The sequence below is a fragment of the Streptomyces sp. NPDC101227 genome (genome assembly GCF_044767545.1).
Classification (GTDB): Bacteria; Actinomycetota; Actinomycetes; order Streptomycetales; family Streptomycetaceae; genus Streptomyces.
This window is the reverse complement of record NZ_JBIWOD010000004.1, coordinates 391,761-413,969: the sequence shown is the minus strand read 5'-3', so window position 1 is coordinate 413,969 and position 22,209 is coordinate 391,761. Positions and strand designations below refer to the sequence as shown.

Sequence of the window (22,209 nt, the reverse complement as noted above, 5' to 3'; positions counted from 1 at the left end):
TCGGAACACGCTTTAGGCTTGACACCGTCTGCCGGGGTAATCCCCGCAATCCGTGAGGAATACCCCGGCGGCCGGCATCCCAGCAAAGATCACCTGGCGCCGATGAGTAAGGCGTACAGAACCACTTCAGGAGGAACCAGTGGCGAAGGCGAAGTTCGAGCGGACTAAGCCGCACGTCAACATCGGCACCATCGGTCACATTGACCACGGTAAGACGACCCTCACGGCCGCCATTACCAAGGTGCTGCACGACGCGTACCCGGACCTGAACGAGGCCTCGGCCTTCGACCAGATCGACAAGGCTCCTGAGGAGCGCCAGCGCGGTATCACGATCTCCATCGCGCACGTCGAGTACCAGACCGAGTCGCGTCACTACGCGCACGTCGACTGCCCCGGTCACGCGGACTACATCAAGAACATGATCACGGGTGCGGCGCAGATGGACGGCGCCATCCTCGTGGTCGCCGCCACCGACGGCCCGATGCCGCAGACCAAGGAGCACGTGCTCCTGGCCCGCCAGGTCGGCGTTCCCTACATCGTTGTCGCCCTGAACAAGGCCGACATGGTGGACGACGAGGAGATCCTGGAGCTCGTCGAGCTCGAGGTCCGTGAGCTCCTCTCCGAGTACGAGTTCCCCGGCGACGACGTTCCCGTCGTCAAGGTCTCGGCGCTCAAGGCGCTCGAGGGCGACAAGGAGTGGGGCAACTCCGTCCTCGAGCTGATGAAGGCCGTCGACGAGTCGATCCCGCAGCCCGAGCGCGACGTCGACAAGCCGTTCCTGATGCCGATCGAGGACGTCTTCACGATCACCGGCCGTGGCACCGTTGTCACCGGTCGTATCGAGCGTGGTGTCCTCAAGGTCAACGAGACCGTCGACATCATCGGCATCAAGACCGAGAAGACCACCACCACGGTCACCGGCATCGAGATGTTCCGGAAGCTCCTCGACGAGGGCCAGGCCGGTGAGAACGTCGGTCTGCTGCTTCGCGGTATCAAGCGCGAGGACGTCGAGCGCGGCCAGGTCATCATCAAGCCGGGCTCGGTCACCCCGCACACCGAGTTCGAGGCGCAGGCCTACATCCTGTCCAAGGACGAGGGTGGCCGCCACACGCCGTTCTTCAACAACTACCGTCCGCAGTTCTACTTCCGTACGACTGACGTGACCGGTGTTGTGACCCTCCCCGAGGGCACCGAGATGGTCATGCCGGGCGACAACACCGAGATGTCCGTCTCGCTGATCCAGCCCGTGGCCATGGAAGAGGGCCTGAAGTTCGCCATCCGTGAGGGTGGCCGGACCGTCGGCGCCGGCCAGGTCACCAAGATCAACAAGTAAGTCCGTTGATCGGGGAGACCCGGTAGCAGCTCATCGAGGAGCCCCGTCCACCATCAGGTGGGCGGGGCTCCTTGACAGTTCGGCCTCGATTGGCCTTACACATCCCACGTATGGCACACTGTCCAGGTTGCTCGGTTGAGTGCCGATGCTGCGCGCCTCCCGCCGGGAGGACTGGAAGCGAGTCCCAGGTATTCGTCGTCCCTTCTCAGGGCCGGAAATACGGGAATCTTCCGGGAAGTGCAGCGGGGTGCCTCGGCCAGGCGCCCGGTGGGTGTTCTTCCCCCACTTTCTCCTTCTTGAAGGATCTCCCCTGCGGAGATTTACGGGAAGGGGCGCGACACGCCCGACCGCGTGGGTCGGAGAAGAACGCGAACTTGCCGGGTCCCAGAGCGTTACGAGAGACAGGACTACGAAGTAGCCATGGCGGGACAGAAGATCCGCATCCGGCTCAAGGCCTACGACCACGAGGTCATCGACACGTCGGCGAAGAAGATCGTCGAGACGGTGACCCGTACTGGTGCGTCGGTCGCGGGCCCGGTGCCGCTGCCCACTGAGAAGAACGTGTACTGCGTCATCAAGTCGCCGCACAAGTACAAGGACTCGCGCGAGCACTTCGAGATGCGCACGCACAAGCGCCTGATCGACATCCTCGACCCGACGCCCAAGACCGTTGACTCGCTGATGCGCCTGGACCTTCCGGCCGGCGTTGACATCGAGATCAAGCTCTGAGAGGCGCGGAAGAGATGGCTAAGCAGATCAAGGGCATCCTGGGCGAGAAGCTCGGCATGACCCAGGTCTGGGACGAGAACAACCGTGTCGTCCCGGTCACTGTGGTCAAGGCCGGCCCCTGTGTCGTTACCCAGGTGCGTACGAATGACCAGGACGGTTACGACTCCGTCCAGATCGCCTTCGGCGAGATCGACCCGCGCAAGGTGAACAAGCCCCTCAAGGGCCACTTCGCGAAGGCCGACGTCACCCCCCGCCGCCACCTCGTCGAGGTCCGTACCGCTGACGCCAGCGAGTACACCCTCGGCCAGGAGCTGACCGCCGAGACCTTCGAGTCCGGCGTCAAGGTGGACGTGACCGGCAAGAGCAAGGGCAAGGGCTTCGCCGGCGTCATGAAGCGTCACGGCTTCCACGGCGGCAAGGCTTCGCACGGTGCCCACCGCGTGCACCGTAAGCCTGGTTCCATCGGTGGCTGTGCCACCCCCGGCCGTGTCTTCAAGGGCATGCGCATGGCGGGCCGCATGGGCAACGAGCGGGTCACCACCCAGAACCTGACCGTCCACGCCGTTGACGCCGAGAAGGGTCTGCTGCTCATCAAGGGCGCCGTCCCCGGCCCCAACGGTGGCCTCGTCCTGGTCCGTACCGCGGCCAAGGGGGTTTGAGGAACCGATGAGCACCATTGACATCCTTTCGCCGGCAGGCGACAAGGCCGGGACCGTCGAGCTCCCCACGGAGATCTTCGACGCCAAGGTCAGCATTCCGCTGATCCACCAGGTCGTTGTCGCGCAGCTGGCCGCGGCCCGTCAGGGCACGCACAAGACCAAGACTCGCGGCGAGGTCCGCGGCGGTGGCAAGAAGCCGTACCGCCAGAAGGGCACCGGCCGCGCGCGCCAGGGTTCGACCCGTGCGCCGCAGTTCGCCGGCGGTGGCGTCGTGCACGGCCCCGTGCCGCGTGACTACTCGCAGCGGACGCCCAAGAAGATGAAGGTTGCCGCCCTGCGCGGTGCCCTCACCGACCGGGCCCGCAACAGCCGCATCCACGTCGTTTCCGGCGTGGTCGAGGGCGACATCTCCACCAAGGCCGCCAAGACTCTCCTCGGCAAGGTCAGCGAGCGCAAGAACGTGCTCCTGGTCGTCGAGCGCAGCGACGAGGCCGCGTGGCTGTCCGCCCGCAACCTGCCCCAGGTTCACATCCTGGAGCCGGGCCAGCTGAACACGTACGACGTGCTCGTCTCCGACGACGTGGTCTTCACCAAGACCGCCTTCGAGTCCTTCGTGTCTGGCCCCAAGGCCGCTGAGACCGAAGGGAGCGACGCCTGATGACTGAGGCCGTCGTCACCAGCAAGACCTTCTCGGACCCGCGCGACGTTCTCGTCAAGCCGGTTGTCTCGGAGAAGAGCTACGCCCTGCTGGACGAGAACAAGTACACGTTCATCGTCGCACCGGGCTCGAACAAGACCCAGATCAAGCAGGCCGTCGAGGCGGTCTTCTCGGTCAAGGTCACCGGGGTCAACACGATCAACCGTCAGGGTAAGCGCAAGCGCACCAAGACCGGTTTCGGCAAGCGCGCGAACACCAAGCGCGCCATCGTGACCCTCGCCGAGGGCGACCGTATCGACATCTTCGGCGGCCCGACCTCCTGACGGAGGTCGAGTCGTCCGGAATCGGACGAGGACTGAGAAATGGGTATCCGCAAGTACAAGCCGACGACCCCGGGCCGTCGTGGCTCCAGCGTCGCCGACTTTGTCGAGATCACGCGGTCCACGCCGGAGAAGTCGCTGGTCCGCCCCCTGCACAGCAAGGGCGGCCGTAACAACGCCGGTCGTGTGACCGTTCGCCACCAGGGCGGTGGCCACAAGCGCGCCTACCGAGTGATCGACTTCCGTCGTCACGACAAGGACGGCGTGCCGGCCAAGGTCGCGCACATCGAGTACGACCCGAACCGCACCGCGCGCATCGCGCTGCTGCACTACGCAGACGGCGAGAAGCGCTACATCATCGCGCCCCGTGGCCTGGCCCAGGGCGCCCGGATTGAGAACGGCCCTGGCGCCGACATCAAGCCGGGTAACAACCTGCCGCTGCGTCACATCCCCGTGGGTACGACGATCCACGCGATCGAGCTGCGTCCGGGCGGCGGTGCGAAGTTCGCCCGCTCGGCCGGTGCATCCGTGCAGCTGCTGGCGAAGGAGGGCGCGATGGCCCACCTTCGTATGCCGTCCGGTGAGATCCGCCTGGTCGACGTGCGCTGCCGCGCCACCGTCGGCGAGGTCGGCAACGCCGAGCAGTCGAACATCAACTGGGGCAAGGCCGGCCGCATGCGCTGGAAGGGCGTCCGCCCGACCGTGCGTGGTGTCGTGATGAACCCCGTCGACCACCCGCACGGTGGTGGTGAGGGCAAGACCTCCGGTGGTCGCCACCCGGTCTCGCCGTGGGGTCAGAAGGAGGGTCGTACTCGTTCGCCGAAGAAGGCGAGCAACAAGTACATCGTCCGCCGCCGCAAGACGAACAAGAAGCGCTAGGAGCGGGTTTAGATGCCGCGCAGTCTCAAGAAGGGGCCCTTCGTCGACGACCACCTTTCCAAGAAGGTGGACGTTCAGAACGATGCTGGCACCAAGAACGTCATCAAGACCTGGTCCCGCCGCTCCATGATCGTCCCGGCCATGCTCGGCCACACGATCGCGGTGCACGACGGCCGCAAGCACGTCCCGGTGTTCGTCACCGAGTCGATGGTTGGCCACAAGCTCGGCGAGTTTGCGCCGACCCGCACCTTCCGCGGCCACGAGAAGGACGACCGCAAGTCGCGTCGTCGCTGATCGACCGGAGTGCGAAGACTATGACTGACACCGAAGGGACAACCATGGAAGCCAGGGCCCAGGCGCGGTACATCCGCGTCACGCCCATGAAGGCCCGCCGCGTGGTGGACCTTATCCGTGGCATGAATGCCACGGAGGCTCAGGCGGTCCTGCGTTTTGCCCCGCAGGCCGCGAGCGTGCCGGTTGGCAAGGTGCTGGACAGCGCCATTGCCAACGCCGCGCACAACTACGACCACACCGACGCCGGCAGCCTCGTCATTTCCGAGGCGTACGTCGACGAGGGCCCGACCCTGAAGCGGTTCCGCCCGCGCGCCCAGGGCCGTGCCTACCGGATCCGCAAGCGGACCAGCCACATCACCGTGGTCGTCAGCAGCAAGGAAGGAACCCGGTAATGGGCCAGAAGGTAAACCCGCACGGGTTCCGGCTCGGCATTACCACCGACTTCAAGTCGCGTTGGTACGCCGACAAGCTGTACAAGGACTACGTCAAGGAAGACGTCGCCATTCGTCGCATGATGACGAAGGGCATGGAGCGCGCCGGTATCTCCAAGGTGGAGATCGAGCGCACCCGTGAGCGCGTCCGCGTTGACATCCACACCGCTCGTCCGGGCATCGTCATCGGCCGCCGCGGCGCCGAGGCCGACCGCATCCGCGGCGAGCTGGAGAAGCTGACCGGCAAGCAGGTTCAGCTGAACATCCTCGAGGTCAAGAACCCCGAGACCGACGCTCAGCTGGTGGCCCAGGCCGTCGCCGAGCAGCTGTCCTCCCGCGTCTCCTTCCGTCGCGCCATGCGTAAGAGCATGCAGTCGACGATGAAGGCCGGCGCCAAGGGCATCAAGATCCAGTGCGGTGGCCGTCTCGGCGGCGCCGAGATGTCCCGCTCGGAGTTCTACCGCGAGGGCCGTGTGCCCCTGCACACCCTCCGCGCGAACGTCGACTACGGCTTCTTCGAGGCCAAGACCACCTTCGGCCGTATCGGCGTGAAGGTCTGGATCTACAAGGGCGACGTCAAGAACATCGCCGAGGTCCGCGCCGAGAACGCTGCCGCCCGTGCGGGTAACCGCCCGGCTCGCGGTGGCGGCAACGACCGCCCGCGTCGCGGTGGCGAGCGCGGTGGCCGAGGCGGCCGCAAGCCGCAGCAGCAGAGCGCCGCTGCCGAGGCCCCCAAGGCCGAGGCCGCTGCCGCTGCTCCGGCGGAGACCCCCGGAACGGAGGCCTGACCGACATGCTGATCCCTCGCAGGGTCAAGCACCGCAAGCAGCACCACCCGAAGCGCAGTGGTATGGCCAAGGGTGGCACCGAGCTGGCCTTCGGTGAGTACGGAATCCAGGCCGTCACCCCGGCCTACGTGACGAACCGGCAGATCGAGTCCGCTCGTATCGCCATGACCCGTCACATCAAGCGTGGCGGCAAGGTCTGGATCAACATTTACCCGGACCGCCCGCTCACGAAGAAGCCGGCCGAAACCCGCATGGGTTCCGGTAAGGGTTCTCCGGAGTGGTGGGTCGCGAACGTCAAGCCCGGTCGGGTGATGTTCGAGCTGTCCTTCCCGAACGAAAAGGTTGCCAAGGAGGCGCTGACCCGCGCCGCCCACAAGCTTCCGATGAAGTGCCGCATTGTGCGGCGCGAGGCAGGTGAGTCGTGATGGCGGCCGGTATCAAGGCGACCGAGCTGCGCGAGCTGAATGACGAGGACCTCGTCGGCAAGCTTCGTGAGGCCAAGGAGGAGCTGTTCAACCTCCGCTTCCAGGCGGCGACCGGACAGCTCGAGAACCACGGTCGGCTCAAGTCCGTCCGTAAGGACATCGCCCGGATCTACACCCTGATGCGTGAGCGCGAGCTGGGCATCGAGACGGTGGAGAGCGCCTGATGAGCGAGAAGAATGTGACTGAGACGAACGAGCGCGGCTTCCGCAAGACCCGTGAGGGTCTCGTCGTCAGCGACAAGATGGACAAGACCGTCGTCGTCGCTGTCGAGGACCGCGTCAAGCACGCGCTGTACGGCAAGGTCATCCGCCGTACGAACAAGCTCAAGGCGCACGACGAGCAGAACGCTGCCGGCGTCGGCGACCGCGTCCTCCTGATGGAGACCCGGCCGCTGTCCGCCACCAAGCGCTGGCGCATCGTCGAGATCCTCGAGAAGGCCAAGTAATCCCTCCTGGGGGGACCCCCCAGGAACAGTTCCGCCAGGCTCGGCAGGGGTTTCACGTGAAACCCCTGCCGGGAACCGGCAGACATTCAGGAGATAGACGTGATCCAGCAGGAGTCGCGACTGCGCGTCGCCGACAACACTGGTGCGAAGGAAATCCTTTGCATCCGTGTTCTCGGTGGCTCCGGTCGCCGCTACGCGGGCATCGGTGACGTCATCGTCGCCACCGTGAAGGACGCGATCCCCGGTGGCAACGTGAAGAAGGGTGACGTCGTCAAGGCCGTCATCGTTCGCACCGTCAAGGAGCGCCGCCGTCCGGACGGCTCGTACATCCGCTTCGACGAGAACGCGGCCGTCATCCTCAAGAACGATGGCGACCCCCGCGGCACCCGTATCTTCGGCCCCGTGGGCCGTGAGCTGCGCGAGAAGAAGTTCATGAAGATCATCTCGCTCGCGCCGGAGGTGCTGTAACCGATGAAGATCAAGAAGGGCGACCTGGTCCAGGTCATCACCGGTAAGGACAAGGGCAAGCAGGGCAAGGTCATTCAGGCCTTCCCCCGCGAGGACCGTGTCCTGGTCGAGGGTGTCAACCGGGTCAAGAAGCACACCAAGGCCGGTCAGACGGCTCGTGGCTCGAAGACCGGCGGCATCGTGACGACCGAGGCCCCTGTCCACATCAGCAACGTTCAGCTGGTCGTGGAGCAGGACGGCAAGAAGGTTGTCACCCGCGTCGGATACCGCTTCGACGACGAAGGCAACAAGATCCGCGTTGCCAAGCGGACCGGTGAGGACATCTGATGACTGCCACCACCAACGCGCCGCGTCTGAAGCTGCGCTACCGCGAAGAGATCGCCGGGAAGCTGAAGGACGAGTTCTCGTACGAGAACGTCATGCAGATCCCCGGTCTGACCAAGATCGTGGTCAACATGGGTGTGGGCGACGCCGCCCGCGACTCCAAGCTGATCGAGGGTGCCATCAAGGACCTCACCACGATCACCGGTCAGAAGCCGGCCGTCACCAAGGCCCGTAAGTCCATCGCGCAGTTCAAGCTGCGTGAGGGCCAGCCGATCGGTGCCCACGTCACCCTCCGCGGTGACCGCATGTGGGAGTTCCTGGACCGCCTGCTGTCGCTCGCGCTGCCGCGCATCCGCGACTTCCGTGGTCTGTCCCCGAAGCAGTTCGACGGTCGGGGCAACTACACCTTCGGTCTCACGGAGCAGGTCATGTTCCACGAGATCGACCAGGACAAGATCGACCGTACCCGGGGTATGGACATCACCGTGGTCACCACGGCGACCAACGACGATGAGGGCCGCGCTCTCCTTCGTCACCTCGGCTTCCCGTTCAAGGAGGCGTGAGCGAGATGGCGAAGAAGGCTCTGATTGCCAAGGCTGCTCGCAAGCCGAAGTTCGGTGTGCGCGCGTACACCCGCTGCCAGCGCTGCGGCCGTCCGCACTCCGTTTACCGTAAGTTCGGCCTCTGCCGCGTGTGCCTTCGTGAGATGGCTCACCGTGGCGAGCTGCCGGGCGTGACCAAGAGCTCCTGGTAATCCCCTAGTTGGGAATACCCGGAGACTCTCGGTAAGCACCCGGTCGGCGGGCGCCCGTCCCTTTTTACCGTAGGGTAGAAGGGTTTGGGCGCCCCGCCGCCCGAGACCGACCGCGGGCAAGGCCCGCATAACGTCGCTTACTACGCCGTAGGTCCCCGCGCCGCACCCGTCCCGACTCTGCTCGGGGAGAGGGATGGCGCACATAGGAAACCCCGGCGAGAGAGGCCGAAGGCCAATTCATGACCATGACTGATCCCATCGCAGACATGCTGACCCGTCTGCGTAACGCGAACTCGGCGTACCACGACACCGTCGTGATGCCGCACAGCAAGATCAAGTCGCACATCGCGGAGATCCTCCAGCAGGAGGGTTACATCACCGGCTGGCGCGTCGAGGACGCTGAGGTCGGCAAGAACCTCACCCTCGAGCTGAAGTTCGGCCCGAACCGCGAGCGCTCGATCGCCGGCATCAAGCGGATCTCGAAGCCGGGCCTGCGGGTCTACGCAAAGTCCACCAACCTGCCGAAGGTCCTCGGCGGCCTGGGCGTGGCGATCATCTCCACGTCCCACGGTCTCCTGACCGGTCAGCAGGCCAGCAAGAAGGGCGTGGGTGGGGAAGTCCTCGCCTACGTCTGGTAACCAGGGAACGGAGGAATAGCTAATGTCGCGTATTGGCAAGCTGCCCATCCAGGTTCCCGCTGGTGTGGACGTCACCATCGAGGGCCGCACGGTGTCGGTGAAGGGTCCCAAGGGCTCCCTTTCGCACACCGTCGCCGCGCCCATCGAGGTCGCCAAGGGTGAGGACGGCGTCATCGCCGTCACCCGCCCGAACGACGAGCGTCAGAACAAGGCCCTGCACGGCCTGTCCCGCACGCTGGTGGCGAACATGATCACCGGCGTGACCCAGGGCTACAGCAAGGCGCTCGAGATCAGCGGTGTCGGCTACCGCGTCCAGGCGAAGGGCTCCAACCTGGAGTTCGCGCTGGGCTACAGCCACCCCATCGTCGTCGAGGCTCCTGAGGGCATCTCCTTCAAGGTCGAGTCCCCGACCAAGCTCAGCGTCGAGGGCATCGACAAGCAGAAGGTCGGCGAGGTTGCGGCGAACATCCGCAAGCTGCGCAAGCCTGACCCGTACAAGGCCAAGGGCGTCAAGTACGCCGGCGAGGTCATCCGCCGCAAGGTCGGAAAGGCTGGTAAGTAAGCCATGGCATACGGTGTGAAGATCGCTAAGGGCAACGCCTACAAGCGCGCTGCCGCTAAGCGTCGCCACATCCGCATCCGTAAGCGGATTTCGGGTACGCCGGCGCGTCCGCGTCTGGTGGTGACGCGGTCCAACCGCGGAATCACCGCGCAGGTCATCGACGATGTTGCGGGCCACACGCTCGCATCGGCGTCGACCCTTGACGCGTCCATCCGTGGCGGCGAGGGCGACAAGAGCGCCCAGGCCCAGAAGGTTGGCGCCCTGGTTGCCGAGCGTGCCAAGGCCGCCGGTGTCGAGGCCGTCGTGTTCGACCGTGGTGGCAAGCAGTACGCCGGGCGGATTGCCGCTCTGGCCGACGCCGCCCGCGAGGCCGGGCTGAAGTTCTAAGCCCCGGTTCCGGAGCTAGCGGACGTAACAGAGAGAGGTAAATCCAATGGCTGGACCCCAGCGCCGCGGAAGCGGTGCCGGTGGCGGCGAGCGGCGGGACCGGAAGGGTCGCGACGGTGGCGCTGCCGCCGAGAAGACCGCGTACGTTGAGCGCGTTGTCGCGATCAACCGCGTCGCCAAGGTTGTCAAGGGTGGTCGCCGCTTCAGCTTCACCGCGCTGGTCGTGGTGGGCGACGGTGACGGCACCGTAGGTGTCGGTTACGGCAAGGCCAAGGAAGTTCCGGCTGCCATCGCCAAGGGCGTGGAAGAGGCCAAGAAGAACTTCTTCAAGGTCCCCCGTATCCAGGGCACCATCCCGCACCCCATCCAGGGCGAGAAGGCTGCGGGCGTCGTCCTGCTCAAGCCGGCTTCCCCCGGTACCGGTGTGATCGCCGGTGGTCCCGTGCGCGCCGTCCTGGAGTGCGCGGGCATCCACGACGTGCTGAGCAAGTCGCTCGGCTCGTCGAACCCGATCAACATCGTGCACGCCACGGTGGAGGCCCTCCAGGGACTGCAGCGTCCCGAGGAGATCGCCGCCCGTCGTGGCCTGCCGCTGGAGGACGTTGCTCCCGCCGCTCTGCTGCGGGCGCGTGCCGGGGTGACCGCGTAATGGCGCACCTCAAGATCACGCAGACGAAGTCCTACATCGGTAGCAAGCAGAACCACCGCGACACCCTTCGTTCGCTGGGCCTCAAGCGGCTCAACGACGTGGTTGTCAAGGAGGACCGCCCCGAGTTCCGCGGCATGGTGCACACCGTCCGCCACCTCGTGACGGTCGAGGAGGTCGACTGACATGGCGGAGAACAACCCGCTGAAGGTCCACAACCTCCGGCCCGCCCCGGGCGCCAAGACCGCCAAGACCCGTGTCGGTCGTGGTGAGGCGTCCAAGGGTAAGACCGCCGGTCGTGGTACCAAGGGCACCAAGGCCCGTTACCAGGTTCCGGAGCGCTTCGAGGGTGGGCAGATGCCCCTCCACATGCGCCTCCCGAAGCTGAAGGGCTTCAAGAACCCCGCGCACAAGCAGTTCCAGGTCGTGAACCTGGACAAGCTGGCCGAGCTCTACCCGCAGGGTGGCGAGGTCACGGTGGCCGGTCTGGTCGCCAAGGGCGCGGTGCGCAAGAACGAGCTCGTCAAGGTGCTCGGCGCCGGCGAGGTCTCCGTGGCGCTGCAGGTGACGGTTGACGCCGTCTCCGGCTCCGCCAAGGAGAAGATTGCCGCCGCCGGCGGCACCGTCACCGAGCTCATCTGAGTTCGTTGATTCAACTGACCGGGGATGCCCATTGATTGGGGCATCCCCGGTTGGTCGTTCCACGGGGGGTACGGTCGCCGGTAAGGTGGCAGGCACTGTTGTTTTCCGGGGCTTTGCCCCGGACCCCCGCCGCGCGGGCCCCGCCTGTGTGGTTTTGGCCGCCAAGTATTCGTCGATCCTCAAGACCGTCACCTCTCGCACTTGAGGCGGGAGGCGCAGGAGGCACCGTGCTCACCGCGTTCGCCCGAGCGTTCAAGACGCCCGACCTGCGCAAGAAGCTGCTGTTCACGTTGGGCATCGTGGTGCTCTACCGGATCGGGGCGCACGTCCCGGTCCCTGGGGTGAACTACGCGAACGTCGAGACCTGCATGAAGCAGGCCGGCGGCAACAGCGGGTTGTTCGCCCTGGTGAACATGTTCAGCGGTGGTGCGCTGCTGCAGATCACGATCTTCGCGCTGGGGATCATGCCGTACATCACGGCGAGCATCATCCTCCAGCTCCTGACCGTGGTGATCCCCCGGCTGGAGGCCCTCAAGAAAGAGGGGCAGACCGGCCAGGCGAAGATCACCCAGTACACCCGCTACCTGACCGTGGCGCTCGCCATCATGCAGGGCACCGGCCTGGTGGCCACCGCCCGCAGTGGCGCGCTCTTCCAGAACTGCCCGGTCGCCAGCGAGATCGTGCCCAGCGACTCCATCTTCACCACCATCACGATGGTCATCACCATGACCGCCGGTACGGGCCTGATCATGTGGCTCGGTGAGCTCGTCACCGACCGCGGCATCGGCAACGGCATGTCCATCCTGATGTTCATCTCGATCGCCGCCGGCTTCCCGGGCGCGCTGTGGCAGATCAAGCTCACCGGCAAGCTCGCCGACGGCTGGATCGAGTTCTTCGGGGTGATCGTGGTGGGCCTGGCGATGGTGGCCCTGGTGGTCTTCGTCGAGCAGGCGCAGCGGCGCATTCCGGTGCAGTACGCGAAGCGGATGATCGGCCGTCGGTCCTATGGCGGTACGTCCACTTACATCCCGCTCAAGGTGAATCAGGCGGGTGTGATTCCCGTCATCTTCGCGTCGTCGCTGCTCTACATTCCGGCCCTCATCGCACAGTTCAGCGGTTCGAAGGCGGGGTGGGCGAACTGGGTCGCCACCAACTTCACCAAGGGAAACCACCCGGTTTACATCGTTACGTACTTCCTTCTGATCGTGTTCTTCGCCTTCTTCTACGTGGCCATCAGCTTCAACCCCGAAGAAGTTGCCGACAACATGAAGAAGTATGGTGGCTTCATCCCGGGTATCCGGGCTGGTCGCCCGACGGCCGAGTACCTCAGCTACGTGCTCAACCGGATCACGTGGCCGGGCTCGCTGTATCTGGGGCTGATCGCACTCGTACCAACAGTGGCGTTGGTGCTGTTCAACGCGAACCAGAACTTCCCGTTCGGCGGGACGAGCATCCTGATCATCGTGGGTGTGGGTCTGGAGACCGTGAAGCAGATCGAGAGTCAGCTTCAGCAGCGCAATTACGAAGGGTTCCTCCGCTGATGCGAATCGTCCTCGTCGGACCTCCGGGGGCCGGCAAGGGTACGCAGGCCGCGTACCTTGCCAAGAACCTCGGGATCCCGCACATTTCCACGGGGGACCTGTTCCGCGCGAACATCAGCCAGGGCACGCCATTGGGTGTCGAGGCGAAGTCGTACATGGACGCGGGAAACCTCGTACCGGATTCGGTGACCATCGGCATGGCCGAGGACCGGATGGCGCAGGACGACGCGGCCGGGGGCTTCCTCCTCGACGGCTTCCCGCGCAACCTGGGCCAGGCTCAGGCGCTGGACGACTACCTCAAGGCCAAGAACCTCAAGCTGGACGCCGTCCTGGACCTGGAGGTCCCCGAGGACGAGGTCGTCAAGCGGATCGCGGGCCGGCGGATCTGCCGCAAGGACAGCAGCCACGTCTTCCACGCGGAGTACAACAAGCCCAAGGCCGAGGGCGTCTGTGACGCCTGCGGCGGCGAGCTGTACCAGCGCGACGACGACCGCGAGGAGACCGTCCGCAAGCGGCTGGAGGTCTACCACACGGAGACCGAGCCGATCATCGACTACTACAAGGCCCAGGATCTGGTCGTCACGATCCCGGCCCTCGGCAAGGTTGCCGAGGTCACGCAGCGGTCGATGGCCGCGCTGAAGGCCGCCGAGTAGCCGACGAGCTCTGCACGAATACGGCCGCGGTGCCCCCTGGGTGCCGCGGCCGTATTGTGTACGGGGCGGTTTCGGCCGCCGGACACGCACGCAACCGGTACTCAGGAAGGCAGTCAGCCGCAATGGTGGAGATCAAGACCCCCGACCAGATCGCGAAGATGCGCGAGGCGGGGCTGGTGGTCGCCGCCATTCACGCGGCGACCCGGAAGGTCGCGGTGCCGGGCGCCACGACCAAGGACCTGGACGACGCGGCGCGCAAGGTGCTGGCCGAGCACGGAGCGAAGTCGAACTTCCTCGGCTACGGCGGATTCCCCGCGACGATCTGCACCTCGGTGAACGACGTCGTGGTGCACGGCATCCCCGACACCGAGACGGTGCTCGCGGACGGGGACATCATCTCCATCGACTGCGGCGCGATCGTCGACGGCTGGCACGGCGATGCGGCGTACACCGCCTTCGTCGGCTCCGGTCACTCCGCGGAGCTGGTCGAGCTCAGCCGGGTCACCGAGGAATCGATGTGGGCGGGCATCGCGGCCGTCGCCAAGGGCAACCGCCTGGTCGACATCTCCAAGGCGATCGAGGGCTACATCCGCCGCCAGCCGCGGCCGTCGAGCGGTAAGTACGGCATCGTCGAGGACTACGGCGGCCACGGCATCGGCTCCCAGATGCACATGGACCCGCATCTGCTGAACTACGTCGACCGCAAGCGCGGCCGCGGCCCCAAGCTGGTGCCCGGGTTCTGCATCGCGATCGAGCCGATGATCAATCTCGGTACGGCCAAGACGCACGTCCTGGAAGACGACTGGACGGTCAAGACCAACGACGGCAGCTGGTCCTCGCACTGGGAGCACTCGGTCGCGCTGACCGAGGAGGGTCCGCTGGTGCTGACCGCGCCGGACGCGGGCAAGGCCAAGCTGGCGGAGCTGGGCATCACGGCGGCGCCGGACCCTCTGGCGTAGGTGGCCTCCGGCGAGCCCCTTTGGCATAAGGATCAGCGCCGATGGGCAATAATCCTGGATTCGTCTTTTCACAGGCACTGACGTAGACTGACGCGTCGGCTCTCGTGCATCCGTATGCCTCCAGGCTGGATGGCGTGAGCTGATCAAGGTAGCCGATTCGAAAGGCGAAGCGTGGCCAAGAAGCAAGGTGCCATCGAGATCGAGGGCACCGTGATCGAGTCTCTGCCGAACGCAATGTTCCGAGTAGAGCTCCAGAACGGTCACAAGGTCCTCGCGCACATCAGCGGCAAGATGCGGATGCACTACATCCGTATCCTCCCGGATGACCGGGTCGTCGTGGAGCTCTCTCCGTACGACCTGACGCGTGGCCGGATCGTCTACCGCTACAAGTAGATCTTGTCGCCGCCCCGCTCCCGTGGGGTGACGGCACTGACCCGGAGAACCTCACATCCCATGAAGGTCAAGCCGAGCGTCAAGAAGATCTGCGACAAGTGCAAGGTGATCCGCCGCCACGGCCGGGTCATGGTCATCTGCGACAACCTGCGCCACAAGCAGCGCCAGGGCTGACGCACGCCGACCACCTGCATTTCGCAGTTTTTCGCGCGACGCACGTAATACGTACATACGCAGTCACCCGACCCCCGCATCTCTCGCGTGGGACGACACCCCCGGCTCGGAGGCCGGGGACCCGGCTCGTAATTCTGAAGAGTCTTACGGGAACGGTGCTGCGGAAGACCTCCGAATAGCCATCAGGAGCCACATCAATGGCACGCCTCGCAGGCGTTGATCTCCCGCGCGAAAAGCGCGTCGAGGTCGCCCTCACCTACGTCTTCGGTATCGGGCGCACGCTGTCGCAGCAGACCCTCGCCGCCACCGGCGTGAACCCGGACACCCGTGTTCGCGACCTGGCCGAGGAAGACCTGGTCAAGATCCGCGAGTACGTGGACAACAACCTCAAGACCGAGGGTGACCTCCGTCGCGAGATCCAGGCCGACATCCGCCGCAAGGTCGAGATCGGCTGCTACCAGGGTCTGCGTCACCGCCGCGGCCTGCCGGTGCACGGTCAGCGCACCAGCACGAACGCCCGTACCCGCAAGGGTCCGCGTCGCGCGATCGCCGGCAAGAAGAAGCCGGGCAAGAAGTAGTCCTCAGCAGGACGCTCATCAGCGGTCTTCGCTGTAGGACCGACCACCTCCACGGGAGTAATGAATGCCTCCGAAGGGCCGTACGGCCGGCGCCAAGAAGGTGCGCCGCAAGGAGAAGAAGAACGTCGCCCACGGGCACGCTCACATCAAGAGCACGTTCAACAACACGATCGTTTCGATCACGGACCCCACGGGCAACGTGATCTCTTGGGCCTCTGCCGGCCACGTCGGCTTCAAGGGCTCGCGTAAGTCCACCCCCTTCGCCGCGCAGATGGCCGCCGAGTCGGCCGCCCGCCGCGCGCAGGAGCACGGCATGCGCAAGGTCGACGTCTTCGTCAAGGGTCCCGGCTCCGGCCGTGAGACCGCGATCCGCTCCCTCCAGGCCACCGGCCTCGAGGTCGGCTCGATCCAGGACGTCACCCCCACCCCGCACAACGGATGCCGCCCGCCCAAGCGTCGCCGCGTCTGACCCACTGAAGTAGGAGAAAACTAGACAATGGCGCGTTACACCGGGGCCGACTGCAAGCGTTGCCGTCGGGAGAAGCAGAAGCTGTTCCTCAAGGGCAGCAAGTGCGAGAGCGCAAAGTGCCCGATCGAGATCCGTCCTTACCCCCCGGGTGAGCACGGTCGCGGGCGCACCAAGGACAGCGAGTACCTGCTCCAGCTTCGTGAGAAGCAGAAGTGCAGCCGTATCTACGGTGTCCTTGAGAAGCAGTTCGTGAACTACTACAAGGAAGCGAACCAGAAGTCCGGCAAGACCGGTGAGAACCTTCTGCGCATCCTTGAGACCCGCCTCGACAACGTGGTTTACCGGGCCGGCTTCGCCAAGTCCCGCGACCACGCCCGTCAGCTGGTCCGTCACGGACACATCAATGTGAACGGCCGCAAGACCGACATCCCGTCGGCTCGTGTGTCCGCGAACGACATCATCGAGGTCCGCGAGGGCTCTCGGAACCTGACCCCCTTCCAGGTGGCGCAGGCCGAGGCCGGCGAGAAGACCGTTCCGGCCTGGCTGGAAGCGATCCCCTCGCAGCTGCGCGTCCTCGTGCACAGCATGCCCGAGCGCCAGGTGATCGACACCCAGGTGCAGGAGCAGCTGATCGTTGAGCTCTACTCCAAGTAAGAGCTGAGCGGAACGGTCTGGGCGGTACGGAGCCATTGGCGTCGTACCGCCCGTACCCTTTGAAGTACAGCGGGCGTCAAATAGCGGGCGTCCACGACTGAAGGATCGAACACCATGCTGATTGCTCAGCGTCCCTCTTTGACCGAAGAGGTCGTCGACGAATACCGCTCCCGGTTCGTGATCGAGCCGCTGGAGCCGGGCTTCGGCTACACCCTCGGCAACTCTCTGCGTCGGACCCTTCTGTCCTCGATCCCGGGTGCGGCGGTCACGTCCATCCGTATCGACGGCGTGCTGCACGAGTTCACCACCGTGCCGGGCGTCAAGGAAGACGTCACCGACCTGATCCTCAACATCAAGCAGCTGGTCGTGAGCAGCGAGCACGACGAGCCCGTCGTGATGTACCTGCGCAAGCAGGGCCCGGGCCTGGTGACCGCCGCCGACATCGCGCCGCCGGCCGGTGTCGAGGTGCACAACCCGGACCTGGTCCTCGCCACGCTCAACGGCAAGGGCAAGCTGGAGATGGAGCTGACCGTCGAGCGCGGTCGCGGCTATGTCTCCGCCGTCCAGAACAAGCAGGTGGGCCAGGAGATCGGCCGTATCCCGGTCGACTCCATCTACTCGCCGGTGCTCAAGGTCACGTACAAGGTCGAGGCGACCCGTGTCGAGCAGCGCACCGACTTCGACAAGCTGATCGTCGACGTCGAGACCAAGCAGGCCATGCGTCCGCGCGACGCCATGGCGTCGGCCGGTAAGACCCTGGTCGAGCTGTTCGGTCTGGCCCGCGAGCTCAACATCGACGCCGAGGGCATCGACATGGGCCCGTCCCCCACGGACGCCGCCCTGGCCGCCGACCTGGCGCTGCCGATCGAGGAGCTCGAGCTCACCGTTCGGTCGTACAACTGCCTCAAGCGCGAGGGCATCCACTCCGTGGGTGAGCTCGTTGCCCGCTCCGAGGCCGACCTGCTCGACATCCGCAACTTCGGTGCGAAGTCGATCGACGAGGTCAAGGCGAAGCTGGCCGGCATGGGCCTGGCGCTCAAGGACAGCCCGCCCGGATTCGACCCGACCGCCGCCGCCGACGCCTTTGGCGCCGACGACGACGCGGACGCCGGGTTCGTGGAGACCGAGCAGTACTGAGTTTGACCGGCTGGGTCCGGGGAGCGATTCCCGGGCCCTTGCCGTGTGCGTCTTCCGCGGGGCGACCGCCTCGGGGGAACTGACACCGGTACCTGATACGGCCGGTGCAGCAATGAAGGAGAAACACCATGCCGAAGCCCTCCAAGGGTGCCCGTCTGGGCGGTAGCGCGGCGCACGAGCGTCTGATGCTGCGCAACCTGGCGACCAGCCTCTTCGAGCACGGCCGCATCACGACGACCGAGGCCAAGGCCCGTCGTCTGCGTCCGTACGCGGAGCGTCTGGTGACCAAGGCGAAGAAGGGCGACCTTCACAACCGCCGTCAGGTCATGCAGCTGATCTCGAACAAGAGCGTCGTCCACACGCTGTTCACCGAGATCGCCCCGCGGTTCGAGAACCGCCCGGGTGGCTACACCCGGATCACCAAGATCGGTAACCGTCGTGGCGACAACGCTCCCATGGCCGTCATCGAGCTGGTGGAGGCGCTGACCGTGGCCCAGCAGGCCACCGGTGAGGCCGAGGCCGCCACCAAGCGTGCGGCCAAGGACGCGGAGGCTGCGAACGCGGCCGAGGCGACCGAGGAGTCGAAGGACGCCTGAGGCTCTGCCTGACTGTGAGCGGGTCCGTTCCCTTCGGGGGCGGGCCCGCTTCGCGTTCCCTGCGGGGTTGAGAGGATGGCTGGTGTGAGTGACGAGGTAGAGCCCGGTTACGTCCGGGTGCGGATGGACCTGTCGTATGACGGCAGGGAGTTTTCCGGGTGGGCCAAGCAGGCCCGGGGGCAGCGGACCGTTCAGGGGGAGATCGAGGACGCGCTGCGGACCGTGACGCGGTCGGACCAGACGTACGAGCTCACCGTCGCGGGGCGGACGGACGCGGGTGTGCATGCGCGCGGGCAGGTGGCGCATGTGGATCTGCCGGCGGAGCTGTGGGCCGAGCACGAGGAGAAGCTGCTGCGGCGGCTGGCCGGGCGGCTGCCGAAGGATGTCCGGGTGTGGCGGCTCACGGAGGCGCCGTACGGGTTCAACGCGCGGTTCTCGGCGATCTGGCGGCGCTATGCGTACCGGGTCACCGATCACCACGGCGGCGTCGACCCGCTGCTGCGCGGTCATGTGCTCTGGCACGACTGGGATGTGGACGTCGAGGCGATGAACGTCGCCTCGCGGCCGCTGCTGGGCGAGCACGACTTCGCGGCGTACTGCAAGCGGCGCGAGGGCGCGACGACGATCCGTACGCTCCAGGAGCTGAGCTGGGTACGGGGGGCGGACGGGATCATCACGGCCACCGTGCGCGCCGATGCCTTCTGCCACAACATGGTGCGGTCGCTGGTGGGCGCGATGCTGTTCGTGGGGGACGGGCACCGGCCGGTGGAGTGGCCGGGGAAGGTGCTGGCGGCGGGCGTGCGGGACTCCGCGGTGCATGTCGTGCGGCCGCACGGGCTGACGCTGGAAGAGGTCGGCTATCCGGCGGACGAGCTGCTCATGACCCGTAACAAGGAGGCACGGAACAAGCGGTCGCTGCCGGGTGGCGGCTGCTGCTGAGCGCCCGGGACGGTGGCGCCGCCGGGCCGGGGCGGCGCCATCCGGGCGTCAGGACTGCTGCTTCGCCTTCTCGCGGGCTTCCTTGGCCTGCTGCTCGGCCACCTTCGCGGCCTGGTCCTTGCCGCGCTGGGTGATCCGGGTGAAGGCGTACGCGGCGCCGTCCCGGCCGATCTGCTGGGCCTTGGTCTCGGAGGTCTCCGTCGCCTTGCCGTTGTTGTAGCCGGCGATGGTGAAGTACGCGTAGCGGCCGGTGGCGTTGGTCAGCGTGCGGCACCTGGTGGCCTGGCAGAACGTGGACGGGACGCCGCCGCCGGCGAGCGGTGCGATGTTGCTGCCGTCCTTCAGCTGCTGCAGGACCCTGGTGGCCTTGGCCGGGGAGTCGAAGAGCGCGACGCCGACCGTGACCGAGACGCCGCCCTTGGAGTAGGTGGCGCGCAGCAGCTTGCGGCAGCCGTTGTGCGAGAGCAGCGAGCCGAGCGGGCCCTGGCTGGCGGAGGTGCAGTCGTTGGTGGTGGCGGTGTTCGTCCGCGGGTAGGTGTGCTCGCCGACGACCATGGTCTTGTCGGGGAAGAGCGTGGAGGGGGTGAGCGGCGCCTTGTCCTTCTTCGGGTCGGTGATGTAGTCGCGCGGGTTCGGCGGCGGCGGTACCGAGACGTCGGGGAAGGACGGCTTGTCGTCCGGCTCGGTGACCTCGCCGGATGAGGTGGGCCGGGCGGTGGGGTTGCCGTCCGGTGAGCCGCCGCTGTTGACGACGGCGGCGGTGACGATGCCGGCCACCGCGAGCGCGGCGAGCGCGCCGCCGCCGATCAGCATCCAGCGTTTGCGACGGGAGGCCGCCTCGCTCTCTTCGGCGAGCGCGTCCCAGTTCGGAGTACCGGATCCCCCGGGGCCGTCGAACGGCCCACCTTGCCCAAAGCTCATGCCGCGCATCCTAACGACCCACGGGGCACGGAAAGGCGGCGCTCCGGTGCCCCTTTCATAAAGCCGTTTGGTGGAATACGCGGCGGGCCGTGACAATCCAGACCATGGGACATCTGGAAGCCGGGCACCTGGAGTACGACCTGCCGGACGGGAGGACCCTCCTGGGAGACGTCTCCTTCCGGGTGGGGGAGGGGGCCTCGGTCGCGCTGGTCGGGGCCAACGGCGCCGGCAAGACGACGCTGCTCCGGCTGATCTCGGGGGAGCTGCAGCCGCATGGCGGGGCGGTGACGGTCAGCGGGGGACTGGGCGTGATGCCGCAGTTCGTGGGGTCCGTACGGGACGACCGTACGGTGCGTGACCTGCTGGTTTCCGTGGCGCAGCCGCGGATCCGGGAGGCGGCGGCCGCGGTGGATGCCGCGGAGCTGGCCCTCATGACCGCCGATGACGACGACGAAGCCGCGCAGATGGCGTACGCGCAGGCGCTCAGCGACTGGGCGGAGGCGCGCGGCTACGAGGCCGAGACGGTCTGGGACATCTGCACGACGGCGGCGCTGGGGATGCCGTACGAGAAGGCCCAGTGGCGCCAGGTGCGCACGCTGTCCGGCGGCGAGCAGAAGCGTCTGGTGCTGGAGTCGCTGCTGCGCGGCACGGACGAGGTGCTGCTGCTGGACGAGCCGGACAACTATCTGGATGTGCCGGGCAAGCGCTGGCTGGAGGATCAGCTGCGCGAGACCCGTAAGACGGTGCTGTTCGTCTCGCACGACCGGGAGCTGCTGGCCTCGGCCGCGGAGAAGATCATCAGCGTCGAGCCGGGGCCGGCGGGCTCCGATGTGTGGGTGCACGGCGGCGGCTTCGGTACGTACCACGCGGCCCGCAAGGAGCGCTTCGCCCGCTTCGAGGAGCTGCGGCGGCGCTGGGACGAGAAGCACGCCCAGCTCAAGAAGCTGGTGATCTCGCTGCGGCAGGCGGCCTCGGTCAGCCATGAGCTGGCCTCGCGGTACGCCGCCGCGCAGACCCGGCTGCGGAAGTTCGAGGAGGCCGGGCCGCCGCCGGAGCCGCCGCGCGAGCAGGAGATCACGATGCGGCTGCGCGGCGGGCGGACCGGCGTACGGGCGGTCACCTGCGAGGGCCTGGAGCTCACGGGGCTGATGAAGCCCTTCTCGCTGGAGATCTTCTACGGCGAGCGGGTGGCCGTCCTGGGCTCGAACGGCTCCGGCAAGTCCCACTTCCTGCGGCTGCTGGCGGGAGATCCGGAAAATCCGGTGCCGCACACCGGCGCGTGGAAGCTGGGCGCCCGTGTGGTGCCCGGCCACTTCGCACAGACCCATGCGCACCCCGAGCTGCTGGGCCGCACCCTGCTCGACATCCTGTGGACCGAGCACGCCAGGAACCAGGGCCAGGCGATGTCCGCGCTGCGCCGCTACGAGCTGGAGCAGCAGGCCGAGCAGCGCTTCGAGCGGCTGTCGGGCGGCCAGCAGGCACGCTTCCAGATCCTGCTCCTGGAGCTGGCGGGCACCACGGCGCTGCTCCTGGACGAGCCGACCGACAACCTGGACCTGGAGTCGGCGGAGGCGCTCCAGGAGGGACTGGAGGCGTACGAGGGGACGGTGGTGGCGGTGACGCACGACCGGTGGTTCGCGAAGTCGTTCGACCGGTTCCTGGTGTTCGGGTCCGACGGGGTGGTGCGGGAGAGCGCGGAGCCGGTCTGGGACGAGCGCAGGGTGGCGCGGGAACGCTAGGCGCGGGCCCGGTC

General features: G+C 66.5%; 35 protein-coding genes. 34 read left to right on the top strand and 1 reads right to left on the bottom strand.

The genetic code is table 11. The features are described 5' to 3' along the window. The first annotated feature begins 139 nt into the window (after positions 1-139). From tuf to truA, 33 genes are all read left to right on the top strand, one after another. A complete protein-coding gene (gene tuf / locus ACIRPT_RS11510; protein ID WP_030062897.1) occupies positions 140-1,333 on the top strand; it encodes an elongation factor Tu in 1,194 nt (397 codons plus the stop codon). Positions 1,334-1,753: 420 nt separating this feature from the next. Next, on the top strand, positions 1,754-2,062 hold the full coding sequence (gene rpsJ / locus ACIRPT_RS11505; RefSeq protein WP_004571821.1) for a 30S ribosomal protein S10: 309 nt from the start codon (positions 1,754-1,756) through the stop codon (positions 2,060-2,062). Positions 2,063-2,076: 14 nt separating this feature from the next. Beyond that, entirely contained in the window at positions 2,077-2,721 is a 645-nt protein-coding gene (gene rplC / locus ACIRPT_RS11500; RefSeq protein ID WP_362701437.1) for a 50S ribosomal protein L3, read from the top strand. Between the two features lie 7 nt (positions 2,722-2,728). Then, entirely contained in the window at positions 2,729-3,379 is a 651-nt protein-coding gene (gene rplD / locus ACIRPT_RS11495) for a 50S ribosomal protein L4 (RefSeq protein WP_403505680.1), read from the top strand. Beyond that, positions 3,379-3,702 (top strand): 50S ribosomal protein L23, encoded by a 324-nt coding sequence (gene rplW, locus ACIRPT_RS11490; protein ID WP_403825473.1) that lies wholly within the window; start codon positions 3,379-3,381, stop codon positions 3,700-3,702. The genes rplD and rplW overlap by 1 nt, the downstream gene beginning before the upstream one ends. 39 nt (positions 3,703-3,741) lie before the next feature. Continuing rightward, positions 3,742-4,578, top strand: a complete 837-nt coding sequence (gene rplB, locus ACIRPT_RS11485; RefSeq protein ID WP_006604876.1) for a 50S ribosomal protein L2 — start codon at positions 3,742-3,744, stop codon at positions 4,576-4,578. 12 nt (positions 4,579-4,590) lie between these two features. After that, complete coding sequence (rpsS, locus tag ACIRPT_RS11480; protein ID WP_018090899.1) at positions 4,591-4,872, top strand: 30S ribosomal protein S19; 282 nt, start codon at positions 4,591-4,593, stop codon at positions 4,870-4,872. A 44-nt stretch (positions 4,873-4,916) separates the two neighbouring features. Then, positions 4,917-5,264 (top strand): 50S ribosomal protein L22, encoded by a 348-nt coding sequence (rplV, locus tag ACIRPT_RS11475; protein ID WP_037839423.1) that lies wholly within the window; start codon positions 4,917-4,919, stop codon positions 5,262-5,264. Next, positions 5,264-6,091 carry a 30S ribosomal protein S3 gene (gene rpsC, locus ACIRPT_RS11470; protein WP_033269706.1) on the top strand — a complete coding sequence of 276 codons (828 nt, stop codon included), beginning with the start codon at positions 5,264-5,266 and terminating at the stop codon, positions 6,089-6,091. Before rplV ends, rpsC begins: the two co-directional genes overlap by 1 nt. 5 nt (positions 6,092-6,096) lie before the next feature. Further along, positions 6,097-6,516 (top strand): 50S ribosomal protein L16, encoded by a 420-nt coding sequence (gene rplP, locus ACIRPT_RS11465; RefSeq protein ID WP_006604880.1) that lies wholly within the window; start codon positions 6,097-6,099, stop codon positions 6,514-6,516. Next, entirely contained in the window at positions 6,516-6,740 is a 225-nt protein-coding gene (rpmC, locus tag ACIRPT_RS11460; protein WP_030074787.1) for a 50S ribosomal protein L29, read from the top strand. The genes rplP and rpmC overlap by 1 nt, the downstream gene beginning before the upstream one ends. Beyond that, complete coding sequence (gene rpsQ, locus ACIRPT_RS11455) at positions 6,740-7,021, top strand: 30S ribosomal protein S17 (RefSeq protein WP_006604882.1); 282 nt, start codon at positions 6,740-6,742, stop codon at positions 7,019-7,021. Before rpmC ends, rpsQ begins: the two co-directional genes overlap by 1 nt. A gap of 99 nt (positions 7,022-7,120) precedes the next feature. Next, positions 7,121-7,489: a 50S ribosomal protein L14 gene (rplN, locus tag ACIRPT_RS11450; protein ID WP_003998823.1), complete on the top strand. Its 369-nt coding sequence runs from the start codon at positions 7,121-7,123 to the stop codon at positions 7,487-7,489. 3 nt (positions 7,490-7,492) lie between these two features. Continuing rightward, complete coding sequence (rplX, locus tag ACIRPT_RS11445) at positions 7,493-7,816, top strand: 50S ribosomal protein L24 (RefSeq protein ID WP_400066964.1); 324 nt, start codon at positions 7,493-7,495, stop codon at positions 7,814-7,816. Then, on the top strand, positions 7,816-8,376 hold the full coding sequence (rplE, locus tag ACIRPT_RS11440) for a 50S ribosomal protein L5 (protein WP_046927447.1): 561 nt from the start codon (positions 7,816-7,818) through the stop codon (positions 8,374-8,376). The genes rplX and rplE overlap by 1 nt, the downstream gene beginning before the upstream one ends. Positions 8,377-8,381: 5 nt before the next feature. Beyond that, positions 8,382-8,567, top strand: a complete 186-nt coding sequence (locus ACIRPT_RS11435) for a type Z 30S ribosomal protein S14 (RefSeq protein WP_003956452.1) — start codon at positions 8,382-8,384, stop codon at positions 8,565-8,567. A gap of 239 nt (positions 8,568-8,806) precedes the next feature. Beyond that, the gene (gene rpsH, locus ACIRPT_RS11430) at positions 8,807-9,205 is read left to right on the top strand and encodes a 30S ribosomal protein S8 (RefSeq protein ID WP_403505674.1); all 399 of its coding nucleotides are present in this window, start codon (positions 8,807-8,809) and stop codon (positions 9,203-9,205) included. Positions 9,206-9,227: 22 nt separating this feature from the next. Next, the gene (rplF, locus tag ACIRPT_RS11425; RefSeq protein ID WP_136741299.1) at positions 9,228-9,767 is read left to right on the top strand and encodes a 50S ribosomal protein L6; all 540 of its coding nucleotides are present in this window, start codon (positions 9,228-9,230) and stop codon (positions 9,765-9,767) included. 3 nt (positions 9,768-9,770) lie between these two features. Beyond that, on the top strand, positions 9,771-10,154 hold the full coding sequence (rplR, locus tag ACIRPT_RS11420) for a 50S ribosomal protein L18 (RefSeq protein ID WP_403505672.1): 384 nt from the start codon (positions 9,771-9,773) through the stop codon (positions 10,152-10,154). A 46-nt stretch (positions 10,155-10,200) separates the two neighbouring features. Next, complete coding sequence (rpsE, locus tag ACIRPT_RS11415) at positions 10,201-10,803, top strand: 30S ribosomal protein S5 (RefSeq protein ID WP_042155878.1); 603 nt, start codon at positions 10,201-10,203, stop codon at positions 10,801-10,803. Continuing rightward, on the top strand, positions 10,803-10,985 hold the full coding sequence (rpmD, locus tag ACIRPT_RS11410) for a 50S ribosomal protein L30 (protein ID WP_006604889.1): 183 nt from the start codon (positions 10,803-10,805) through the stop codon (positions 10,983-10,985). The genes rpsE and rpmD overlap by 1 nt, the downstream gene beginning before the upstream one ends. Before the next feature lies 1 nt (position 10,986). Then, complete coding sequence (gene rplO, locus ACIRPT_RS11405) at positions 10,987-11,442, top strand: 50S ribosomal protein L15 (RefSeq protein WP_094791272.1); 456 nt, start codon at positions 10,987-10,989, stop codon at positions 11,440-11,442. Positions 11,443-11,669: 227 nt separating this feature from the next. Beyond that, entirely contained in the window at positions 11,670-12,983 is a 1,314-nt protein-coding gene (gene secY, locus ACIRPT_RS11400; RefSeq protein ID WP_403505667.1) for a preprotein translocase subunit SecY, read from the top strand. Continuing rightward, positions 12,983-13,636, top strand: a complete 654-nt coding sequence (locus ACIRPT_RS11395) for an adenylate kinase (protein ID WP_403825460.1) — start codon at positions 12,983-12,985, stop codon at positions 13,634-13,636. Before secY ends, ACIRPT_RS11395 begins: the two co-directional genes overlap by 1 nt. A gap of 122 nt (positions 13,637-13,758) precedes the next feature. Further along, positions 13,759-14,595 (top strand): type I methionyl aminopeptidase, encoded by an 837-nt coding sequence (gene map, locus ACIRPT_RS11390; RefSeq protein ID WP_403825457.1) that lies wholly within the window; start codon positions 13,759-13,761, stop codon positions 14,593-14,595. A gap of 171 nt (positions 14,596-14,766) precedes the next feature. Continuing rightward, on the top strand, positions 14,767-14,988 hold the full coding sequence (gene infA, locus ACIRPT_RS11385; protein ID WP_014047798.1) for a translation initiation factor IF-1: 222 nt from the start codon (positions 14,767-14,769) through the stop codon (positions 14,986-14,988). A 60-nt stretch (positions 14,989-15,048) separates the two neighbouring features. Next, positions 15,049-15,162 (top strand): 50S ribosomal protein L36, encoded by a 114-nt coding sequence (gene rpmJ / locus ACIRPT_RS11380; protein WP_003956441.1) that lies wholly within the window; start codon positions 15,049-15,051, stop codon positions 15,160-15,162. Between the two features lie 197 nt (positions 15,163-15,359). Then, positions 15,360-15,740 (top strand): 30S ribosomal protein S13, encoded by a 381-nt coding sequence (gene rpsM / locus ACIRPT_RS11375; RefSeq protein ID WP_006604894.1) that lies wholly within the window; start codon positions 15,360-15,362, stop codon positions 15,738-15,740. Positions 15,741-15,804: 64 nt separating this feature from the next. Next, positions 15,805-16,209 (top strand): 30S ribosomal protein S11, encoded by a 405-nt coding sequence (rpsK, locus tag ACIRPT_RS11370; RefSeq protein ID WP_004571845.1) that lies wholly within the window; start codon positions 15,805-15,807, stop codon positions 16,207-16,209. Positions 16,210-16,236: 27 nt separating this feature from the next. Then, positions 16,237-16,863: a 30S ribosomal protein S4 gene (gene rpsD, locus ACIRPT_RS11365; protein ID WP_403825452.1), complete on the top strand. Its 627-nt coding sequence runs from the start codon at positions 16,237-16,239 to the stop codon at positions 16,861-16,863. A gap of 114 nt (positions 16,864-16,977) precedes the next feature. Beyond that, positions 16,978-18,000, top strand: a complete 1,023-nt coding sequence (locus ACIRPT_RS11360; protein WP_003956430.1) for a DNA-directed RNA polymerase subunit alpha — start codon at positions 16,978-16,980, stop codon at positions 17,998-18,000. Between the two features lie 128 nt (positions 18,001-18,128). Beyond that, a complete protein-coding gene (rplQ, locus tag ACIRPT_RS11355; RefSeq protein WP_403505656.1) occupies positions 18,129-18,596 on the top strand; it encodes a 50S ribosomal protein L17 in 468 nt (155 codons plus the stop codon). A gap of 84 nt (positions 18,597-18,680) precedes the next feature. Then, on the top strand, positions 18,681-19,535 hold the full coding sequence (gene truA / locus ACIRPT_RS11350; protein ID WP_403825448.1) for a tRNA pseudouridine(38-40) synthase TruA: 855 nt from the start codon (positions 18,681-18,683) through the stop codon (positions 19,533-19,535). A 48-nt stretch (positions 19,536-19,583) separates the two neighbouring features. Here truA and ACIRPT_RS11345 read toward each other — a convergent pair whose 3' ends face one another. Beyond that, complete coding sequence (locus tag ACIRPT_RS11345) at positions 19,584-20,456, bottom strand: hypothetical protein (protein ID WP_403825445.1); 873 nt, start codon at positions 20,454-20,456, stop codon at positions 19,584-19,586. A gap of 104 nt (positions 20,457-20,560) precedes the next feature. On the opposite strand from ACIRPT_RS11345, the gene ACIRPT_RS11340 reads away from it, so the two are divergent. Beyond that, positions 20,561-22,195 (top strand): ABC-F family ATP-binding cassette domain-containing protein, encoded by a 1,635-nt coding sequence (locus tag ACIRPT_RS11340; protein WP_403825442.1) that lies wholly within the window; start codon positions 20,561-20,563, stop codon positions 22,193-22,195. Positions 22,196-22,209 lie beyond the last annotated feature (14 nt).

What these genes read in the sequence shown, in the direction of transcription:
- rplW (WP_403825473.1), top strand. Translation starts at nt 3,379, where the DNA reads ATGACTGAGGCCGTCGTCACCAGCAAGACCTTCTCGGACCCGCGCGAC.
- ACIRPT_RS11395 (WP_403825460.1), top strand. Translation starts at nt 12,983, where the DNA reads ATGCGAATCGTCCTCGTCGGACCTCCGGGGGCCGGCAAGGGTACGCAG.
- map (WP_403825457.1), top strand. Translation starts at nt 13,759, where the DNA reads ATGGTGGAGATCAAGACCCCCGACCAGATCGCGAAGATGCGCGAGGCG.
- rpsQ (WP_006604882.1), top strand. Translation starts at nt 6,740, where the DNA reads ATGAGCGAGAAGAATGTGACTGAGACGAACGAGCGCGGCTTCCGCAAG.
- rplC (WP_362701437.1), top strand. Translation starts at nt 2,077, where the DNA reads ATGGCTAAGCAGATCAAGGGCATCCTGGGCGAGAAGCTCGGCATGACC.
- rpsM (WP_006604894.1), top strand. Translation starts at nt 15,360, where the DNA reads ATGGCACGCCTCGCAGGCGTTGATCTCCCGCGCGAAAAGCGCGTCGAG.
- rpsK (WP_004571845.1), top strand. Translation starts at nt 15,805, where the DNA reads ATGCCTCCGAAGGGCCGTACGGCCGGCGCCAAGAAGGTGCGCCGCAAG.
- rpmJ (WP_003956441.1), top strand. Translation starts at nt 15,049, where the DNA reads ATGAAGGTCAAGCCGAGCGTCAAGAAGATCTGCGACAAGTGCAAGGTG.
- rpsH (WP_403505674.1), top strand. Translation starts at nt 8,807, where the DNA reads ATGACCATGACTGATCCCATCGCAGACATGCTGACCCGTCTGCGTAAC.
- rpsS (WP_018090899.1), top strand. Translation starts at nt 4,591, where the DNA reads ATGCCGCGCAGTCTCAAGAAGGGGCCCTTCGTCGACGACCACCTTTCC.
- rplQ (WP_403505656.1), top strand. Translation starts at nt 18,129, where the DNA reads ATGCCGAAGCCCTCCAAGGGTGCCCGTCTGGGCGGTAGCGCGGCGCAC.
- rpsJ (WP_004571821.1), top strand. Translation starts at nt 1,754, where the DNA reads ATGGCGGGACAGAAGATCCGCATCCGGCTCAAGGCCTACGACCACGAG.
- ACIRPT_RS11435 (WP_003956452.1), top strand. Translation starts at nt 8,382, where the DNA reads ATGGCGAAGAAGGCTCTGATTGCCAAGGCTGCTCGCAAGCCGAAGTTC.
- rplR (WP_403505672.1), top strand. Translation starts at nt 9,771, where the DNA reads ATGGCATACGGTGTGAAGATCGCTAAGGGCAACGCCTACAAGCGCGCT.
- ACIRPT_RS11345 (WP_403825445.1), bottom strand. Translation starts at nt 20,456, where the DNA reads ATGAGCTTTGGGCAAGGTGGGCCGTTCGACGGCCCCGGGGGATCCGGT.
- rplF (WP_136741299.1), top strand. Translation starts at nt 9,228, where the DNA reads ATGTCGCGTATTGGCAAGCTGCCCATCCAGGTTCCCGCTGGTGTGGAC.
- ACIRPT_RS11340 (WP_403825442.1), top strand. Translation starts at nt 20,561, where the DNA reads ATGGGACATCTGGAAGCCGGGCACCTGGAGTACGACCTGCCGGACGGG.
- rplV (WP_037839423.1), top strand. Translation starts at nt 4,917, where the DNA reads ATGGAAGCCAGGGCCCAGGCGCGGTACATCCGCGTCACGCCCATGAAG.
- rpmC (WP_030074787.1), top strand. Translation starts at nt 6,516, where the DNA reads ATGGCGGCCGGTATCAAGGCGACCGAGCTGCGCGAGCTGAATGACGAG.
- rpsE (WP_042155878.1), top strand. Translation starts at nt 10,201, where the DNA reads ATGGCTGGACCCCAGCGCCGCGGAAGCGGTGCCGGTGGCGGCGAGCGG.
- ACIRPT_RS11360 (WP_003956430.1), top strand. Translation starts at nt 16,978, where the DNA reads ATGCTGATTGCTCAGCGTCCCTCTTTGACCGAAGAGGTCGTCGACGAA.
- rplB (WP_006604876.1), top strand. Translation starts at nt 3,742, where the DNA reads ATGGGTATCCGCAAGTACAAGCCGACGACCCCGGGCCGTCGTGGCTCC.
- rplE (WP_046927447.1), top strand. Translation starts at nt 7,816, where the DNA reads ATGACTGCCACCACCAACGCGCCGCGTCTGAAGCTGCGCTACCGCGAA.
- rplX (WP_400066964.1), top strand. Translation starts at nt 7,493, where the DNA reads ATGAAGATCAAGAAGGGCGACCTGGTCCAGGTCATCACCGGTAAGGAC.
- rplD (WP_403505680.1), top strand. Translation starts at nt 2,729, where the DNA reads ATGAGCACCATTGACATCCTTTCGCCGGCAGGCGACAAGGCCGGGACC.
- rpsC (WP_033269706.1), top strand. Translation starts at nt 5,264, where the DNA reads ATGGGCCAGAAGGTAAACCCGCACGGGTTCCGGCTCGGCATTACCACC.
- rplO (WP_094791272.1), top strand. Translation starts at nt 10,987, where the DNA reads ATGGCGGAGAACAACCCGCTGAAGGTCCACAACCTCCGGCCCGCCCCG.
- rplP (WP_006604880.1), top strand. Translation starts at nt 6,097, where the DNA reads ATGCTGATCCCTCGCAGGGTCAAGCACCGCAAGCAGCACCACCCGAAG.
- rpmD (WP_006604889.1), top strand. Translation starts at nt 10,803, where the DNA reads ATGGCGCACCTCAAGATCACGCAGACGAAGTCCTACATCGGTAGCAAG.
- rpsD (WP_403825452.1), top strand. Translation starts at nt 16,237, where the DNA reads ATGGCGCGTTACACCGGGGCCGACTGCAAGCGTTGCCGTCGGGAGAAG.